The following is a 17,957-nucleotide window of genomic DNA, read 5'->3' as shown; positions in this document are numbered from 1 at the left end:
GGAGATTACACATAACATGAAAAAGCTCATAGTGACGTTTACGATTATGTTACTTGTTGTTGCCGGTTGTGGAGGCGATAACGGTAATGGTGATACTTCAGGAGGAGAAGGCAGCGGAATTGATAAAATTGTTCTAGCAGACGCCGGATGGGATAGCATTCGTTTCCATAACAGCATTGCTCAAAAAATCATCGAAGAAGGTTATGGCTATGAAACGGACGTAACCACCGGGTCAACGGCCGCAACCATTCAAGGTTTGCGCCAAGGTGATATCAATGCCTACATGGAAGTTTGGACCGATAATATTAAAGAACTTTACACCGAAGCAACTGATGCTGGAGACATTGTCAAACTCTCTACTAACTTCGATGATAACCGTCAAGGTCTTTGGGTTCCGACATATGTCATTGAAGGAGACGAAGAACGCGGGATTGAAGCGAAGGCTCCAGACTTGAAGAGTGTAAAAGACTTGGAAAAATACCCGGACGTTTTTAAAGATCCGGAAGATCCAAGCAAAGGTCGTGTGATCGGCGCTCCTTCAGGCTGGGCTTTAAGTGAGTATTTGGATACGAAAATGACCACCTACGGACTGGAAGAAGAGTATAACTACTTCTTGCCAGGTTCTGACTCCGCGATTGTAACATCACTTGCGGATGCTTATGAAAACGGAGAGCCATGGGTCGGTTACTACTGGTCGCCAACCTGGGTTACGGCTAAATACGATATGACGCTGCTTGAAGAACCTGAATATAACGAAGAGCAATGGAACAAAAACAAAGGAACAGAATTCCCCCCCAATGACGTGGTAGTCGCAGCAAATAAAGACTTGCCTGACCAAGCACCAGAAGTTGTGGAATTCTTGAAAAATTACGAAACAAGCAGTGACTTGACAGGTGAAGCACTGGCTTATATGAAAGACAACGACGCGTCAGCTGAGGAAGCTGCGATGTGGTGGATGGAACAACATGAAGATATCTGGACAGAATGGCTGCCAGAAGATGTTGCCACTAAAGTAAAAGATTCCATGAAGTAATGAGAAATGCGTGAAGAGGTTGGCACTGGCTGGCTTCTTCACCTTTTTTAAAGCCTGACAATAAGAGAGGTGAACAGTTGCATAGCGCAACGACATTATGAATAATAATTTTCCTGAAATACGCTGGGAATTCATCGGGGATTATGTGGAGGCCTTCATTAATTGGCTGGACACCACATTCGCTGGCCTGTTTGAATTCATTCGTGTGATTTCGTTCAGAACCATTAACGGCATTGAAGGCTTTTTATCGTTTTTGCCATGGTGGGTTTTACTTATCATCATTTTTCTATTAGGATGGCGCTTTAAATCGGTATTCTCAGGTGCGCTTTACGCTTTCTTTATCTTCCTCGTGGGAACATTCGGTTTATGGGATGTACTGCTTACTACTATTGCGATCGTCCTGACATCTGTCTTTATTTCCTTACTCATCGGCATCCCTTTAGGTGTTTTGATGGCATTCAGCAAAAAATTCTCGTTTATGATGCGACCCATCCTCGATGCCATGCAAACGATGCCAAGTTTCGTCTATTTGATTCCTGCTATTTTCTTTTTCGGACTCGGTAACGTCTCCGCAGTATTTGCAACCTTAATTTATTCGCTCCCTCCTGTCATTCGCTTGACGGAGCTTGCGATTCGAAATGTTGACAAAGAAGTTATCGAATCAGCCGAATCGTTCGGCTCCTCAAAACTGCAGATGCTGAAAAAAGTCCAGCTTCCCCAAGCCTTGCCTACGATAATGGCCGGTGTCAACCAAACGACGATGATGGCTTTAGCCATGGTTGTCATCGCTTCCATGGTTGGAGCGAAAGGCCTTGGTGAACAAGTATTAATCTCCATCAATCGAATTGACATTTCATTAGGCTTTGAGGCGGGTATCAGCATCGTCTTTCTTGCCATTATTATCGACCGCGTGACAGGCGGCATTGCTGATCGTTTCCAAAAACACAGGGGGACTGATTGATTATGGAACCAAAAATTAAAATTGAACACGTCTCAAAAATCTTCGGACCCCGCCCTAAGTCTGTTATTCCTATGATTAAAGAAGGCGTATCGAAAGATGAAATCTTAGCGAAAACCAATCACACTGTCGGCGTTTACGATGCTTCTCTAGAAGTAAATGAAGGCGAAACGTTTGTTATCATGGGGCTCTCAGGCAGTGGAAAGTCGACCTTGATTCGCTGTTTCAACCTGCTCAATAACCCGACATATGGAGCTATCAACGTTGATGGTGAAAATATCATTGAATACAACGCCAAAAAGCTAAAGACCTATCGACAGGAAAAAATCTCGATGGTCTTCCAACATTTTGGCTTGTTCAGTCATCGCACCGTCCTCGGTAATGTGGAATACGGATTAGAGATCAAAAACTATTCCAAAGAAAAACGGCAGCGGATTGCTATGGAAAATATTGAAAACGTTGGTCTGAAGGGATATGAAAACAAATATCCGGATGAACTATCGGGTGGGATGCAACAGCGCGTAGGTTTAGCACGCTCGCTAGCGAATGACCCGGACATTCTGCTTATGGATGAACCGTTCAGTGCCCTGGACCCTCTCATCCGGAGAGAAATGCAGCTGGAACTGCTCGACATTCAGGATCGATTGAAAAAGACCATCATCTTCATCACACATGATGTGAATGAAGCCTTCAAGATCGGCGACCGCGTCGCCGTGATGAAAGATGGTAAAGTTGTTCAAGTCGGAACCCCTGAAGAAATTTTGGAAGCACCGGCCAATGACTATATTTCAAACTTTATTAAGGATATTGACCGCTCCAAAATCCTTCAGGCCCAAAACATTATGATCCAACCTAACGCTCTCGTATCACTTAAGGATGGTTTGAAAGTTGCCATTAGAGAGATGGAAGAAAACGGGGTTTCAAGCGCGTTCGTCGTGGACCGGCAGCGCCGTTTGCAAGGAATCGTCACCATAGATGATGTGGTCGAAGGCATTAAAGAAAAGCAGAGCCTTGAAGACGTGCTTATCAAAGATGTTACGACCATCGATAAGCAAGAATACGTCCAAGACATCATTCCGAAAGCATTAGAGGCTAAATTTCCGTTAGCTGTCATTAATGAGAATAACAAGTTGGAAGGCCTGATCCTCCGTGTCCATGTCCTCTCCAGCCTTGTCTCTGAACAAGAAACGGAAGACAATACCGTCAGCGAATCATAACACAGAATAAATCACAAAAACGCCGAACTGATTGTAAATCAGTTCGGCGTTTTTGTGTACTGATCTGGAATTAGGGGGGCTCCTGCTGGGGCTGCTCATTGCCCACAAGAAAAGAGGCGACAATGACTGTCGCCCTCTCCACATAGGTTCTATGGAAGTTAGGAGGAAATAAAGTATTATACTCTATATTATTCCCAACTTTTAAAAATAGAACCAAATGAGTGAAAAAAATTTATATTTTTCACGTTAAGATGATCGAGCCGTTCGGCTATCATTCTTCTCTTCCTCGGTTAACGCTTGTTTTGCTAATGCGTTGATGACTGCATCGTCCATCGGTGGGTTATGCAAGCCGGAGCGGACGTCCCGGTAGTAACGTTGCAACGGGTTATCCTGTGCTAGGCTGCGTGCACCAACAATCCTCATTGCCATATCGACCACACTGGCAGCATGATTGGTAGCGGTGTGTTTGACGGCCCCGAGTTCTGTCGCCATTTCGTACCGTTTCTCGGGATGATTGACCCAGCGGGCCGCAACGGAGTAGAGCATTTCTCGTGCCTGGAATAGGGATAGCTCCATTTCACCAATTTTGCGCTGCACTTCCGGCACTTCTTTAATCGGGCCAGGCAGGCTATTCGGTTGATAGGTTTCAGCAAAATGAATTGCGTAATTGCGCGCGGCACGGGCAATGCCTAAATAACAGGCCGGGATGTGAAGCAGCCAGGCTTTGGGCAAGGAGGGGCCTGATGCCTGGTTCTCTTCTTCGACCAAAGCGTCTTCCGGTACATGCACGTGATCGAGCACCAAATCGTCACTTCTGGTGCCGCGCATCGCGATCATATTCCATGTGTCTTCAACGTGCACACCTTGGAGACGATGATTGATCAGAAAGACACCGATACGGTCAGTGTCTTCAATTTGCGCGGTGACGAGCGAGTAGTCGAGGGCGACCGCCATAGACGTAAAGGATTTCCGACCCGAGATCTCCCATCCATTGCCGTTGTGTATGGCCTGGGTTGCCGGCATCCCTCCTCTAGTCGGACTTCCCGTACCTTTTTCTGTGGCTGCTCGGTTAAGCAACGCTTTTTCCTGTACCACTTTGTCACATACGGTGCCAAAAGTGGCGGGATGCCACGTATTGCTTTCCTCGATTTCTAAAACACTTCCCAGGTGCCAGCCCACCGATAAAGCGGTCGACCCGTCTCCTTCGGCAAGCCGTTCCTGCAAGAGCACGTAATCGTATAAATCGATTCCTTCACCGCCGTATTTTTTCGGAACGGTTAACGATAAATAACCGGCGGACTTCAGCTCTTCCACGTTTTCAAAAGGAAAACGGCCTTGTTCATCTATTTCCCCGGCACGTTCGTGGAATCGCTCTACTAAGGGGTTGATACGTTCCAGCATCTCCTGTTGTTTTGTTGTTGTTACGTAGGGGTGATAAACCATTTCATTTTCCACCTTTCATGGCTTGGTCACGCATTCTTCTGCAGGGCTTCTTTCTCTTCCCATTCATGTGAAGATGCTGAGCCTAAGAAGCCTGCTACAAACATCACAAGGAACCCTGCGACTGAACTGAAGAACATAGCCAAATAAATATTGGCGATGATATTCTGACTCGTAAACAGCACGTATAAGGATGCGCCTGTAATCACGGCTGCTATCGCACCGTAATGGTTGGCTTTATCCCAAAAATAGCCGAGTGTAATCGGCGCAATAATACCGCTGATGATAGCTGAGAAACTGAATTGAATTAAGATGGATAAGGAATCCGGCCGATCCAGTGATATATAGAGCGTAACCAGGCCGATGAATACGAGTGAAGCTTTGGCTACTAAGACAGACCGTTTATCCAACGTTTCCTTGGCTATTTTCCCTTTAGCTAAAACCGGTGCAATCACTTTATAGATGTCATTGCCGATGCTCGATGTAACACCTAAATAAAGACTATCCGTACTTGATAAAATAGCAGAGATGATCCCTACAATGAGAACGGCTACGATGACGGGCGGAAACGCTTCGATTAAATACACTGGAATCGCTTTGTCCGCGCTATCGAGTGCAGGAGCCAGCACTCTTGCTGCCAACCCGCCGATGACCATTAACGTCGAGATTAAAAACAACGTCAGTCCGGCCGATAGCGTGAATGGTCTCAGCTGTTCTTCTGTTTCCAAGGATAGGACTTTGTTTAGTAGATGAGGCATCAATACAAAGCTGAATAGTAAAAATTGAACGGCCATGATGGCGAGAACACTGTTGTAGGGGCCACCTTCAGAAATCGGGCTGACCAGGTTAGGGTCAATGCCTGCGAGCCGGTTCGTAAGTTCTCCGAAAACGCCGAACCCGCCTCCTACTGTCCATAACAGGGATACGAGAATCAACACAGATGTAAAGGCCATAATCAACCCCTGAATGCCATCACTGATCAATTGCGCATAAGCTCCGCCAAGGCCGATGTACAGAATCGTGATGGTGACCCCGAGAATGACCCCCCATGCGTAGGGAACACCAAGTACGGTTTCAAAAATGGTCGCCAATCCGACATTTTGCCCGACGATATAGTACACGTTGAACAAAACGAGCAACGCCACAATGACCTGCAACAGCTTGCTGTTATACCGCTTGCCTAACCATTCGGGCAGCGTCGAGACGCCTCCCATTCTTTTGCCATACTTCCAAAATGTTTTGGCGAATAGCAGCAATCCGATCCACGAGACCCCAAAACACCCGAGCGTATACCAAAGCACAGCAGTGCCGTATTCATACGCCAGACCGGGCACGCCGATGAATAAATTCGCACTTGCGTAAGTTGCTGCGAAACTGGATCCGACTATCCACGGGTTGACGCGGCCTCTGGCAGTGGCGAATCCTCTCATGGAGCGGCTGTATTTAGCACCTCGTTTACCAATCCACGATACGAATATAAAATAAACAGCCAGCAGGCTAGCAATAAACCATAAAATATTTCCGGATAAAGCCTCCATTATTTATTCCCCTTTTCCGGGCTATAGATTGACTGCCAAATCACCAGTCCTGCTGCCCAAAATAATGCGATTGCAATCCAATATGTTAAAAACATGCCCACTCCTCCTTTTTAGAACGATGATATGATGGTCTGCCTCATTTCTTTTAAGACACTCGGATTTTGCAATGTCGAAATATCTCCTAAATCATCATTGAGATAAGCCTTGCGAATGATGCGACGCGCAATTTTTCCGCTTTGCGTCCTTGGCAAATCAGAGACAGGTACAATTTCTTTAGGCTGTAATGATTTCCCGAGCCGCTTCCTGGCATGATCACGAATATCCGCCCCTGTAATCATAGAGCGAAGCGTAATAAAGGCGACCGGCACTTCACCTTTGATAGCATGCGGCACGCCGATTACCGCAGCCTGACTCACACTCGGATGCTTCAACAAGGCTGCTTCAATTTCAGATGGACCAATCCGTTTGCCCGCTACCTTCAAGGTGTCATCGGAACGCCCGAGAATGTACCAATAGCCATCTGCATCAACTTTCACTAAATCACCGTGATGCCAAAGGTCAGTCCAGGTATTCCAATACGTGTCGAGGTAACGTTGACTATCCTTCCAAAATGTAAGCGTCGCACCTAAGAATGGCTGTCCGATAGCTAAATCTCCCTGCTCATCATGAACCTCATACCCGCTATGTTCCATCACCCGAGCGTCCATGCCAGGAATCGGACCATGGAATGCAGTGGACTTAAGTGGATGGGTTGGAAATGTCCCTAGAATACCGCCTGAGACTTCCGTTCCTCCAGAGTAATTGATGATCGGTCGGCGATTTTTGCCCACCTTTTGCAGGTACCACCACCAGGCTTCTTCATTCCAGGCCTCTCCGGTTGAGCCTAGGATGCGAAGGGAAACCACATCAGCCTCGGCCGGTTCACCTTGCTGATCTTGCATAAATAACCGAATGAGCGTTGGGGCCACCCCGAAAACGGTCACCTGATGATGACTGACAAACTGCCATAAGCGCTGACAGTCAGGGTAGTCGGGGCTGCCTTCAAACATAGCAAGGGATGCGCCATGAAGGGCTGTGCCCAACAAAAGCCATGGCCCCATCATCCAGCCAAAATCCGTCATCCAGAAGACGCGGTCATGTTTTTTGACATCAAAGCAAAAGAACATATCCAGGGCTGCTTTAACCGGAAACGTTGTATGAGAATGAACAGTCCCCTTCGGTTTTCCTGTCGTGCCTGACGTATAAAGAATCAATAACGGGTCATCTGTCTTCATCAGAGTAGTAGCAGGACGCGCACCTCGATGACGCTGCAAGAGGTGTTGATAATTGACGTAAAAGGAATCCTGAGGACCTTCTTCAGAACGCGTAACCATGATTGAGCGTTCAATCGCAGGCGTTTGTTGAATCGCCCGGTCCGCAACTGTTTTCATGTCGAGCCACTTCCCTTTGCGGTAACTCCCTTCAGCTGTTATGAGCAATTTTGCCTCACAATCATGCAGTCTGGTGGCTATGGCGTCCGCTTCATAGCCTGAGAAAATGGGTACGACCACTGCTCCTATTTGGGCACAGGCAAAGAAGGCCGTTTGGACTTCTGGAATAGGAGATAAATAGAGTCCCACCGTCTCACCTTTGGTAATCCCAAGTTCCTTTAAGCCGGCAGCTAATTCATTGATCTCATCCCATAGTTGCTCGTAGGTTTTTGAGGCGCGGCTGCCATCTTCACCTTCCCACGTCAACGCCACATGGTCACCATTGCGTATAGCATGCTGCTCGATAGCACTTAACACAATGTTTGTTTCACCTTCAGTAAACCATTTGGTCCACGGCGTCCCTTGCGTTGTATCTTTAACATGTTGAAAGGGTGTCTGCCATTTAAATGCGAGTTGTTCTAGGACCGCTGGGTAAAACCACTCAGGGTCTTCGAGCGCTTGTTGTTGTAAGTCTGCTAAACTGGCGAGGTTGTGTTTATTTATAAATTGCGTGATATTAGCTTCGTCGATATAGTGTTGCGGCGGATACCAGATTGACTGATCTCCCCCGCCTTCATTCGTTTGTAGCACATTAGGTCCACCCTTCAGGAACTTCGATTAACACGGCCATACCTTGACCTCCTCCCCCACACAATGAGGCGATGCCACGGCCGCCGCCGCGTCGTTTCAATTCATGAGCCAGCGTCAACGCCAGGCGAAAGCCCGTTCCTCCGAGTGGGTGGCCAATGGCAATCGCACCTCCGTTCACGTTCACCTTATTCGCATCAAGGTCGAGCTCATCGATGCTTGCAAGCGCTACGCTGGCAAATGCCTCATTTATTTCAAATAAGTCGATCTCGGACAATTCCAGATTCTGCTTCTGCCCCAATTTTTTGATGGCATCAGCCGGTTTTGTATGAAGACTGTTGTCTGGTCCGGCTGTGTCCGCCCAATCCACTACACGTGCCAGGGGCGTGCGGCCAAGTTCTTCTGCTTTCGCTTCCGATGTGACGATTCCGACGCTTGCCCCGTCCGTCATTTGCGAGGCATTCGCCGCGGTGATCGATCCCTCTTCCCGAAATGCCGGTGGAAGCTTTTGCAATTTTTCTAATGAGGATTGCGGCCGTATCCCTTCGTCGTTGGAAACCTGCCCCGCTTCTGTTGTAATAGGTACGATCTCCTCTGCCAGTTTCCCCTCTTGTTGAGCTTGACTTGCTCGTAATTGCGAATTCAGCGCATACTCATCCTGCGCTTCCCGATGAATCCCTAGTGTTTCATTGTGTTCATCAGAAAGAATGCCCATTGATTGATCGGTGAGGGAACACCACAGCCCATCATTGATCAAGGTATCGGTAAACTCGACTGGCCCTGCCCCCAGGCTCTGTCGGATCGTTGCAACGTGGGGAGCGTTCGTCATCGAATCAAACCCTCCCACAATATAAAGCGACCCTTCGCCCAATCTGATCCGTCTGACTGCATCGGCTACGGAAGCTAAACCAGCCAGGCAGACGTTATTGAGTGTAATTGCCGGGGTAGACCAGGAAACACCAGACGCTGCTGCCACTGAACGGGCTGGATTTTGACCCTGACCCGCTTGAATAATTTGAGCCAACAAAACACCGTCCGCTTCTTTCGCTTCAGGTACTCTTCGTACTAATTCACTAACACCCGTCACACCCAACTGTTTAGCCGACACACTTGATAAACCGCCTTTCCACTTTCCAAAGGGGGTTCGGATTCCTTCCAAAATGACCGTACTCATGCCAATTCCTCCTTGTTTATCCTTACTCACCTTCTCGGTTTAAAGCGTCAAAGCCAAAAGGTATAATTAACCTATCTATTATCCTAATCGTAATCCCTTGTTTTCCATTCATCCATTGGCATTTCCATATCCTCGTTAGAGAACCGTTGTTCTTTGTAAGGATCGCCATAATGGTGAAAGCCGTTTTCTTCCCAGTACCCTGGCTCATCCTGTTGAAGAAATTCAAATCCCCTTACCCATTTCACGCTTTTCCAAAAATAGAGATGGGGGATGACCAATCTTAGCGGCCATCCATGCTTGGTTGTCAACGGCTCCCCGTTGTAGGAATGGGCCAACATCACGTCTTCCCGCTGCAGGTCGGCGAGGGGAACATTCGCCGTATAATCATAATCACCATGAACCTTTACGTGGGTAGCATTTTGAGTAAGAGACAGATGCTTAAGAAATTCCGTAAACGGGGTTCCGGTAAACTCCGTATCGAATTTAGACCAGCGCGTTACACAATGAATGTCACACACGATAGAAGATTGCACCATGTTCATTAAGTTGGGGAACGAAAAGACCTGTTCCTCCTCGACTTCCCCAAAGACTCGTAAATCCCATTCATCAAGCTGATAGGCAGGCACATCGCCTACGTGAAGAATCGGGAATTTTTCTGTCAGCACTTGTCCGGGAGGTAAACGGTCCCCATAACGTTCATCTTTAGGCGGTGTTTTGGATTTTTTCAGTCGATCTGCTTTGTTCATGATGGTCCCTCCTCTTAATAAAGCGGTGTGTAAACATAGTGATACGTTTTTAAGAGCGAATATAAAAAGCCTCTTTCAAGAAGAAAGAGGCGGAAGATTTACTTCAACCTCTCATCTTTCAAACAGAACACCTCTGTTTGTTGGAAGTAGCACCGTGTCAAAAGACCGGTTGCCGGGCGTCAAAGGGCCAAATCCCTCAGCCTACTCATGATAAGAGTGTTATACGTATTCGATTGATTTGTTAAAAGCTATGATACGAATTTACGGAGGCAATGTCAATAATATTCCGAATATTATTTCAATGAATGCGTTTACAGATAAAAAATCGCGATAATATACCTATAATCAAGGAAAAGAATGGATTGTCATATACTGTCTTTTGAAAATGTAACAAGTGTTGCTTAACCGCCTTTACAAACGGATTGATTCATTATAGCATGAAAAATCATAGACACGTACGAGAAGGAGTGCTGACATGAAATCATTTGAATATTCTCAACTGATCAAAAACCTGCCTGAGCAATTTTTTGCGACGCTGTCCGACCGTGCTGCTGAAGCGGAAGCAGAAGGTCGCGATATCATAAATTTCGGTCAAGGGAATCCCGACCAGCCAACACCCGAACACATCATCCGTGAGCTGCAATCAGCAGCAGAAAAAACCAGCAACCACAAATATGCCCCATTCCGCGGAAAACATAGTGCCAAACAAGCGGTGGCGGACTTTTACAAACGCGAATACGACGTCGATCTCGACCCGGAAACAGAAGTTGCTCTCTTATTCGGGGCAAAAGCCGGATTAGTCGAACTGCAGCAATGTTTATTGAACCCTGGCGACGGTGTACTGCTGCCTGACCCCGGCTACCCTGATTATTTGTCCGGCGCAGCGCTTTCTCAAGCTGAAATTCATACGATGCCGCTTACCCGGGATAAACACTTCCTTCCTGATTACGCGCAACTCTCAGATGAGGTTAAACAACATTCTAAGCTAGCGATTCTGAATTATCCCAATAACCCGACTGGTGCTTTAGCCGATCAAGCGTTCTTTAACGAGACCATCCAATTAGCTCACGATTTTGACATCGGCATTGTCCACGATTTTGCCTATGGAGCCATTGGTTTTGACGGAGAACGGCCGATCAGTTTTCTTGAACATCCTGAAGCGAAAAATGTCGGGGTAGAGATGTATACGCTGTCTAAAACGTACAACATGGCAGGATGGCGTGTCGGGTTTGCTGTAGGAAACCCTTCTATGATCGAAGCCATCAATATTATTCAGGATCATCTTTATTGCAGTCTTTTCGGAGCCGTCCAGGATGCAGCGGTCGCAGCCTTAACCGGTCCGCAAGACGAAGTCGACCGCCTGAATGAAATGTATGAGTCCAGACGAAACACGCTCATCAAAGGCTTGAACGACATTGGATGGGAAGTTGAAGCACCGAAAGGCTCCTTTTTCGCCTGGTTTAAAGTGCCCGAGGGCTACACGTCTGCCTCGTTTACGGACTTATTGCTAAAGGAAGCAGACGTGCTAGTCGCTCCCGGACATGGATTTGGAGAATATGGTGAAGGATATGTAAGAGTCGGACTGCTTACCGATGAAGAGCGTATGAAAGAAGCCATCGAACGGATTAAAAAACTCGATGTTTTTTCCTGATCTTACAGTTTAGTTCCAGAGGAAATCAGATAACAAGAGGCTTGAATAAAACTTAATGTAGCACAGGCATGCCGAACGATTTCACTGAAATCAGTTCGGCATTTTTGTGTTTCTGGGAGGTAGTCAATGACCGCTCCATCCAAACACGCCGGTTTCAACGGGCAAGGTCAAACTTCATATCTACTTACGTTGTTCCCTTCCGTCTTTCCATATTGGCTATCGAAGCTATGTAAGTAAGGGTTATTCTACAACGAAGGGGAAACCGTAAAGCCACACAGTAATATCTAGCCCATGCAGACCTATAGAAACGTCCGGGTGCGATACATGTTTGTGTGAGCTATTACCAATATAAGGGTTCGTTCTTAAAAATAATAGCGGGGTGGCTTGGAAACGATGAGACTCCCGCGGGAGAAGGGGCTCGGCGAGACCCCAGAGGGAGTTACAACGACCGAGGAGGCTTGCCGCCCCCCGCAGGAAAGCGAATTGTTTCCAAGCCACCCCCCCGTTTATACGATAACGAACCCAGCACCTCCTCAAATCATTACAAACACTTATTTATGTTGCATAATTAGCTTGTTTTAACTTATAATTACTTATAAATACTTGCAATCCATTACAGTAAAGGCGGGTGCTTGATGTATCAGGAAGAACGATTAATTTCAATTATGGACCATCTCCGACAGCAAGGACGCATCACAATCAATCAAATCTGCTCGATTTTTAACGTATCACGGGACACAGCACGACGTGACCTCGTCCGTTTGGAAGAAGATAACGTCATCATCCGAACGCGTGGTGGCGCAATCCTCCCCTCTTCACACAACACCATAAAGGATTATTCTCATCGATTGGAGACGGGGTCTGAAGAAAAGCGGGAAATCGGCAAAAGAGCAGCCTCCCTCATCCGCCCAGGCGATACCGTTATTCTGGATGCCTCCACGACGGTAGAATTTTGTACAGAACAAATTGACAATATGGACGGAACATATATTACCAACTCCATCAATCAAGCCGACATCTTATCGTCTAACTCCGAAGCAAACATACACTTATTAGGCGGTTTACTTCATAAAGAGCATAAATTCTTGTACGGAACGTCTGTGATTGATAAGTTGTCCCATTACCATGTGAATAAAGCGTTCATTGGCGTTGTCGGAATCTCCGAACATGGGCTGACTCTAGCTCATGAAGAAGACGGCATGGTCAAACGCAAAATCGTTCAACAATCCAAGCAGGTCATCGCTCTGGCGGATCATTCCAAAATAGGCATCACCGACCTATTTCAATATGCCACGCTGGATGAGATCGACTTATTGATTACCGATCAAACCCCGGAAGCTGATTTTCTCGATTTATTAGACACACATCATGTTGAATTACTTGTTACCCAATCAGATCAATAAAGAAGGAGCGATTTTATGGCACAGATTGTAGCCATCGATTTAGATGGAACATTGCTGACAAGCAGCCACACGATAAGCAGGAAAAATATCGAAGCCATCGAATATGCGCAATCACTAGGTATTGAGGTCGTCATTGCGACGGGGCGGGCTCATTTCGATGTGCTGGCACTATTTAAAGATACAGGAATCCGGACTTGGATTATCGGAGCCAATGGCGCGACCATCCATAAGCCGGACGGGACCCTGTTTGCTTCTCAACCAATTGAAAAGCACCAAGCGATTGAAAGTTTAAAATGGCTGGAAGAAGAAGACTACTATTACGAAGTCTTCAGTAACGACCATATCTTAACACCTTTGAACCGCTCGGAAATCCTTGAAATCGAAATCGACCGCATAACGAGTGCCAATCCTGACATCAACCCTGAACCCCTGTATGAGGCGATTGCAAAACAAAACAGCCAAACGGGGTTCGCTTTTATCAACTCTTATCTCGACATTGCCGAAAGTGAAGCAGATGTGTTCAACATACTCGCTTTTTCATTTTCCCAGGAGAAGCTCGATGCAGGTTGGAAAAAATTCCACGACTCACAAGATTTAACCATTGTCAGTTCGGCTGACCACAATTTTGAATTGGAACACCGGGCGGCCTCCAAAGGCAACGCACTGGCAAAATTAGCCGACGAACTGAAGTTGGATTTATCAGAAGCGATCGCTTTTGGAGACAGCCACAACGATCTCTCGATGATATCTGAAGCTGGTCAGGGGATCGCTATGGCGAATGCCGTGGAAGCCGTTCAATTGGCAAGTGATAAAGTGACAGCCAGTAACGATGAACATGGCGTAGCTCGCATTTTGTTCCAGTTACACGGCAGCGATATGACAGGTTGAATCAGCAAAGTCGGCAGGCTGTATGGCGTCACTTCTTGTCAGAAGGCGTAACATACGGCGGGTACGGGGTGGGAGAATCTATTACATTAGTCTGGATAGTTTCATATAATTGACAATATTCAGACTAAGTGGTAGATTCAAAGTGTCTGCGGCCCTTTTGATGGCACGTTTTTGAAAGCGGTTGCAAATAAATAATAGAATGGATACAGGAGGAATGGTTATGGTATACGCATTTCCTAACACTGAAGGTTCCATCGTACAATTCAAAGAGAAATATGACAATTTCATTGGCGGAAAATGGACGGCTCCCATCAAAGGGGAATACTTTGATAACGTCACCCCCGTCACAGGTAAAGCTTTTTGCAAAGTAGCTCGTTCGACAGAAGAAGATATTGAACTTGCTTTGGATGCTGCACATGAAGCCAAAGAAGCCTGGGGGCAGACCTCTGCTACAGAACGCTCTCTCATTCTAAACCGTATCGCAGATCGTATAGAAGAAAACCTTGAGCAAATTGCCGTTGCCGAAACGTGGGAAAACGGGAAGGCGGTACGTGAAACACTCAATGCAGATATACCGCTGGCTGTGGATCACTTCCGCTATTTTGCATCTGTTATACGCGCTCAAGAAGGAACAATCGGTGAGGTTGATGACGATACCATCGCTTATCATTTCCAAGAACCTCTAGGCGTTGTCGGACAGATTATCCCATGGAACTTCCCAATCCTTATGGCTACTTGGAAAATTGCACCTGCCCTGGCAGCCGGGAACGCTATTGTGCTCAAACCGGCTGAACAGACACCTGCTTCCCTGCTGTATGTCATGGAATTGATTGAGGATCTCTTACCAGCAGGCGTATTGAATATCGTCAACGGTTTCGGTCTGGAAGCCGGCAAACCATTGGCAGCAAATCCTCGCGTGAATAAGGTTGCATTCACTGGCGAAACCACGACCGGCCGGATGATCATGCAATATGCTTCCCAAAATATCATCCCTGTCACCCTCGAACTTGGTGGCAAATCACCTAATATATTCTTTGAAGATGTGATGGATGAAGATGACGAATTCATGGACAAAGCGATCGAAGGTCTTGTTATGTTCGCACTCAACCAGGGTGAAGTCTGCACGTGTCCATCGCGCGCTTTAGTCCAGGAGTCCATATATGATAAATTCATGGAAAAAGCGATTGAACGCGTAAAATCCATTAAAGTCGGCAACCCGCTCGACCCTGAAGTTATGATGGGTGCTCAGGCTTCGTCTGAGCAAATGGAAAAAATCATGTCATATCTTGAAATCGGTAAAGAAGAAGGTGCGGAATGTCTCGTCGGCGGCGGCCGCAACCAAATGGAAGGTGAATTTTCCGAAGGGTACTACGTTGAACCGACTGTCTTTAAAGGGAATAACAGCATGAGGGTCTTCCAGGAAGAGATTTTCGGTCCTGTCCTTTCTGTTACGACTTTCAAAGATAAGAATGAAGCAATGAATATCGCCAACGATACATTGTATGGCCTTGGTGCCGGTGTATGGACACGTGATATCAACACCGCTTACCGCTTCGGACGCGGTATAGAAGCAGGCCGTGTGTGGACAAACTGTTATCACGCCTATCCGGCTCACGCTGCATTTGGCGGCTACAAAATGTCCGGTGTCGGCCGTGAAAACCACAAGATGATGTTAGACCATTATCAGCAAACGAAGAACTTGCTAGTCAGCTACACCCCACAAAAGCTTGGATTCTTTTAAAATCCAACCAGGAGGTGACTCACCATGATCGAGCGAGTTGTAGCGACAGATGAAGCACTTGCTTTGATCGAAAAACTAAAGGAAAAGCATGGTCCGCTCATGTTCCATCAATCTGGTGGCTGCTGTGACGGGAGCTCCCCCATGTGTTTTCCGAAAGATGAACTGATGACCGGCAGTCAGGATGTGCTGCTGGGAGAAATTGGAGATACCCCCTTCTATATTCACAAACAACAATATGAGTATTGGAAGCATACGCAAGTGATCATTGATGTTGTCGAGGGACGTGGCGGCATGTTCTCCCTCGAAGGCGTAGAAGGGAAACGGTTCCTCAGCCGATCACGCGCATTTTCTGATGAGGAATATAAGGAACTAAGAGAAGAAGGCATGGTATAATAGTTGTAAAACCTGGCGGATGTACAGATCCGTCAGGTTTTTTAATCGCTGGATTAAGGAGGAGAACGATGAAGAAATGGACAAGAGACACCGTCATTGAAGCACCTATTGAAGAAGTGTGGAAGCTGTTTGACGGCTCGCTGGAAAACATGCAAAAAATCATGACGCAAGTGATTGAGCACGAACCGATCAAAGTGACAGAAGAAGGTGTGGGGAGTATCTATCTGCAAAAATATCAAGAGGGAAACCGCATCGAAGAATACCACGTTGAAACACTTGCCTATCAGGACACATCTGATTACAAACAAATGAAAATCGGATTTTCGCTAGCTAAACTATTTGAGATTACGGCAGACTATCGATTGGAAAAGCTGGATGAAGCCCGCACTCATTTTAATTATACCGCCACCAACCACCCCCTCAAGTGGTACGTTAAATTAATTCTACTCTTCGCCAGCGATAAAATGGTCGTCCAATTTGTCGAACGCGTTAAATCGGTAGCCGAGAACGAGTACCAGGTACACACCTAAAACAGATTATGTGAAATGGTTGCTTCATAGATTTTATAATCATTTATGGGATGGTCTTGAAGATCATCATCCGATTAACTTGACATAAGGAGCTGAGAACATGGCAAGCAATCGCGAGATTCATTTAGTTAAACGACCGGAAGCTGAACCGACTCAGGAACATCTGAATATAGTTGAATCGTCAATACCCGACCTTAAGCAAGGGGAAGTATTGCTTCGTACGCTTTACGTATCCGTGGATCCCTACATGAGAGGTCGCATGAGCGACGCTAAATCGTATGTCGCCTCTTTTGAATTGAATAAACCGATCGAAGGAGGCGCCATCGGCCAAGTTGAACAATCCCAATCCGACCGGTTTCAACCTGGCGATATCGTGACTGGGTCTCTCCCCTGGACGGAGTACGCATCCGTTTCCGGGCAGAATCTACGAAAAATTGATCCGAATCTCGGGCCTGTCACAACCTCATTAGGTATTCTTGGTATGCCAGGTCTTACGGCGTACTTTGGTCTCATGGACATCGGACAACCTAAAGAAGGCGAAACTGTCGTCGTTTCCGGAGCGGCGGGAGCTGTCGGCTCCACAGTCGTCCAAATTGCCAAACTGCACGGCTGCCACGTGGTTGGCATCGCCGGGAGCGAAGAAAAAACAAGCTTCATCACGGAAACCTTAGGAGCTGATTATGCGATTAATTACAAGCAAGAAGATGTTCCCGCTGCGCTTGAGCAAGCATGTGGCTCAGGTGTTGATGTTTATTTCGATAACGTCGGAGGCTCGATATCCGATGCGGTTTACCCGTTGTTGAATAAATACGCTAGAATCGCCCAGTGCGGCGCCATTGCTTCCTATAACGTGCCAAATGATCAAGGTCCACGCATGCAGATGCACCTCATCAAATCAAGTGCTTTGATGAAAGGATTTATCGTCGCAGACTATCAGGACCGGTTTAAGGAAGGCTTTCAGCATTTAGCTCAATGGCTGCAGGAAGGGAAACTTACCTACAAAGAGTCTGTAAAAGAAGGATTTGACCAGATTCCGCATGCTTTCTTTGGTCTATTTGAAGGCGAAAATATCGGAAAACAACTGGTTAAAGTAGCTGAACCAAAATAACGGTTAAAAGAAGCCATTTCTACTGTGAAATGGCTTCTTCTAATAGACTACTTTCTATATAAACTTGATATATATGGAAA

Annotated in this window: 15 protein-coding genes and 1 riboswitch; of the genes, 10 read left to right on the top strand and 5 right to left on the bottom strand. The window is 46.6% G+C overall.

All coding sequences use genetic code 11. The annotated features are described in order from the left end of the window. Positions 1-16 precede the first annotated feature (16 nt). From HOP45_RS03895 to HOP45_RS03885, 3 genes are all read left to right on the top strand, one after another. Positions 17-1,033: an ABC transporter substrate-binding protein gene (locus HOP45_RS03895; RefSeq protein WP_181347596.1), complete on the top strand. Its 1,017-nt coding sequence runs from the start codon at positions 17-19 to the stop codon at positions 1,031-1,033. Between the two features lie 97 nt (positions 1,034-1,130). Continuing rightward, positions 1,131-1,994: an ABC transporter permease gene (locus HOP45_RS03890; RefSeq protein WP_181347595.1), complete on the top strand. Its 864-nt coding sequence runs from the start codon at positions 1,131-1,133 to the stop codon at positions 1,992-1,994. Between the two features lie 2 nt (positions 1,995-1,996). Then, positions 1,997-3,208, top strand: coding sequence for a quaternary amine ABC transporter ATP-binding protein (locus HOP45_RS03885; protein ID WP_181347594.1), 1,212 nt, complete (start codon positions 1,997-1,999; stop codon positions 3,206-3,208). Between the two features lie 246 nt (positions 3,209-3,454). On the opposite strand, the gene HOP45_RS03880 is transcribed toward HOP45_RS03885, so the two are convergent. The 5 genes from HOP45_RS03880 to HOP45_RS03860 form a co-directional block, all read right to left on the bottom strand. Next, complete coding sequence (locus HOP45_RS03880; RefSeq protein ID WP_181347593.1) at positions 3,455-4,651, bottom strand: acyl-CoA dehydrogenase family protein; 1,197 nt, start codon at positions 4,649-4,651, stop codon at positions 3,455-3,457. A 26-nt stretch (positions 4,652-4,677) separates the two neighbouring features. Beyond that, positions 4,678-6,186, bottom strand: coding sequence for a sodium:solute symporter family protein (locus HOP45_RS03875; protein ID WP_181347592.1), 1,509 nt, complete (start codon positions 6,184-6,186; stop codon positions 4,678-4,680). Between the two features lie 110 nt (positions 6,187-6,296). Next, positions 6,297-8,246: an AMP-binding protein gene (locus tag HOP45_RS03870; RefSeq protein ID WP_181347591.1), complete on the bottom strand. Its 1,950-nt coding sequence runs from the start codon at positions 8,244-8,246 to the stop codon at positions 6,297-6,299. Position 8,247: 1 nt separating this feature from the next. Then, a complete protein-coding gene (locus tag HOP45_RS03865; RefSeq protein WP_181347590.1) occupies positions 8,248-9,417 on the bottom strand; it encodes an acetyl-CoA C-acyltransferase in 1,170 nt (389 codons plus the stop codon). Between the two features lie 83 nt (positions 9,418-9,500). Beyond that, entirely contained in the window at positions 9,501-10,163 is a 663-nt protein-coding gene (locus HOP45_RS03860; RefSeq protein ID WP_181347589.1) for a sulfite oxidase-like oxidoreductase, read from the bottom strand. Positions 10,164-10,271: 108 nt separating this feature from the next. Then, positions 10,272-10,380, bottom strand: a riboswitch (SAM riboswitch). A 258-nt stretch (positions 10,381-10,638) separates the two neighbouring features. Between HOP45_RS03860 and HOP45_RS03855 the strand changes: the two genes are divergently transcribed. From HOP45_RS03855 to HOP45_RS03825, 7 genes are all read left to right on the top strand, one after another. Continuing rightward, positions 10,639-11,814 carry a pyridoxal phosphate-dependent aminotransferase gene (locus tag HOP45_RS03855; RefSeq protein ID WP_181347588.1) on the top strand — a complete coding sequence of 392 codons (1,176 nt, stop codon included), beginning with the start codon at positions 10,639-10,641 and terminating at the stop codon, positions 11,812-11,814. 635 nt (positions 11,815-12,449) lie between these two features. Next, entirely contained in the window at positions 12,450-13,217 is a 768-nt protein-coding gene (locus tag HOP45_RS03850) for a DeoR/GlpR family DNA-binding transcription regulator (RefSeq protein ID WP_181347587.1), read from the top strand. Positions 13,218-13,232: 15 nt separating this feature from the next. Next, complete coding sequence (locus tag HOP45_RS03845) at positions 13,233-14,105, top strand: Cof-type HAD-IIB family hydrolase (protein ID WP_181347586.1); 873 nt, start codon at positions 13,233-13,235, stop codon at positions 14,103-14,105. A 220-nt stretch (positions 14,106-14,325) separates the two neighbouring features. Continuing rightward, positions 14,326-15,846: an acetaldehyde dehydrogenase ExaC gene (exaC, locus tag HOP45_RS03840; RefSeq protein WP_181347585.1), complete on the top strand. Its 1,521-nt coding sequence runs from the start codon at positions 14,326-14,328 to the stop codon at positions 15,844-15,846. Between the two features lie 24 nt (positions 15,847-15,870). Further along, positions 15,871-16,239 (top strand): DUF779 domain-containing protein, encoded by a 369-nt coding sequence (locus tag HOP45_RS03835; protein ID WP_181347584.1) that lies wholly within the window; start codon positions 15,871-15,873, stop codon positions 16,237-16,239. Between the two features lie 68 nt (positions 16,240-16,307). Continuing rightward, positions 16,308-16,769, top strand: coding sequence for an SRPBCC family protein (locus tag HOP45_RS03830; protein ID WP_181347583.1), 462 nt, complete (start codon positions 16,308-16,310; stop codon positions 16,767-16,769). Between the two features lie 100 nt (positions 16,770-16,869). Beyond that, complete coding sequence (locus HOP45_RS03825; RefSeq protein WP_181347582.1) at positions 16,870-17,877, top strand: NADP-dependent oxidoreductase; 1,008 nt, start codon at positions 16,870-16,872, stop codon at positions 17,875-17,877. Positions 17,878-17,957 lie beyond the last annotated feature (80 nt).

The organism is Thalassobacillus sp. CUG 92003 (genome assembly GCF_013618635.1).
In the GTDB taxonomy this organism is placed as follows: domain Bacteria; phylum Bacillota; class Bacilli; order Bacillales; family Halobacillaceae; genus CUG-92003.
Note: the sequence above shows the minus strand (reverse complement) of the source record. Positions and strands in the feature narration are given on the sequence as shown.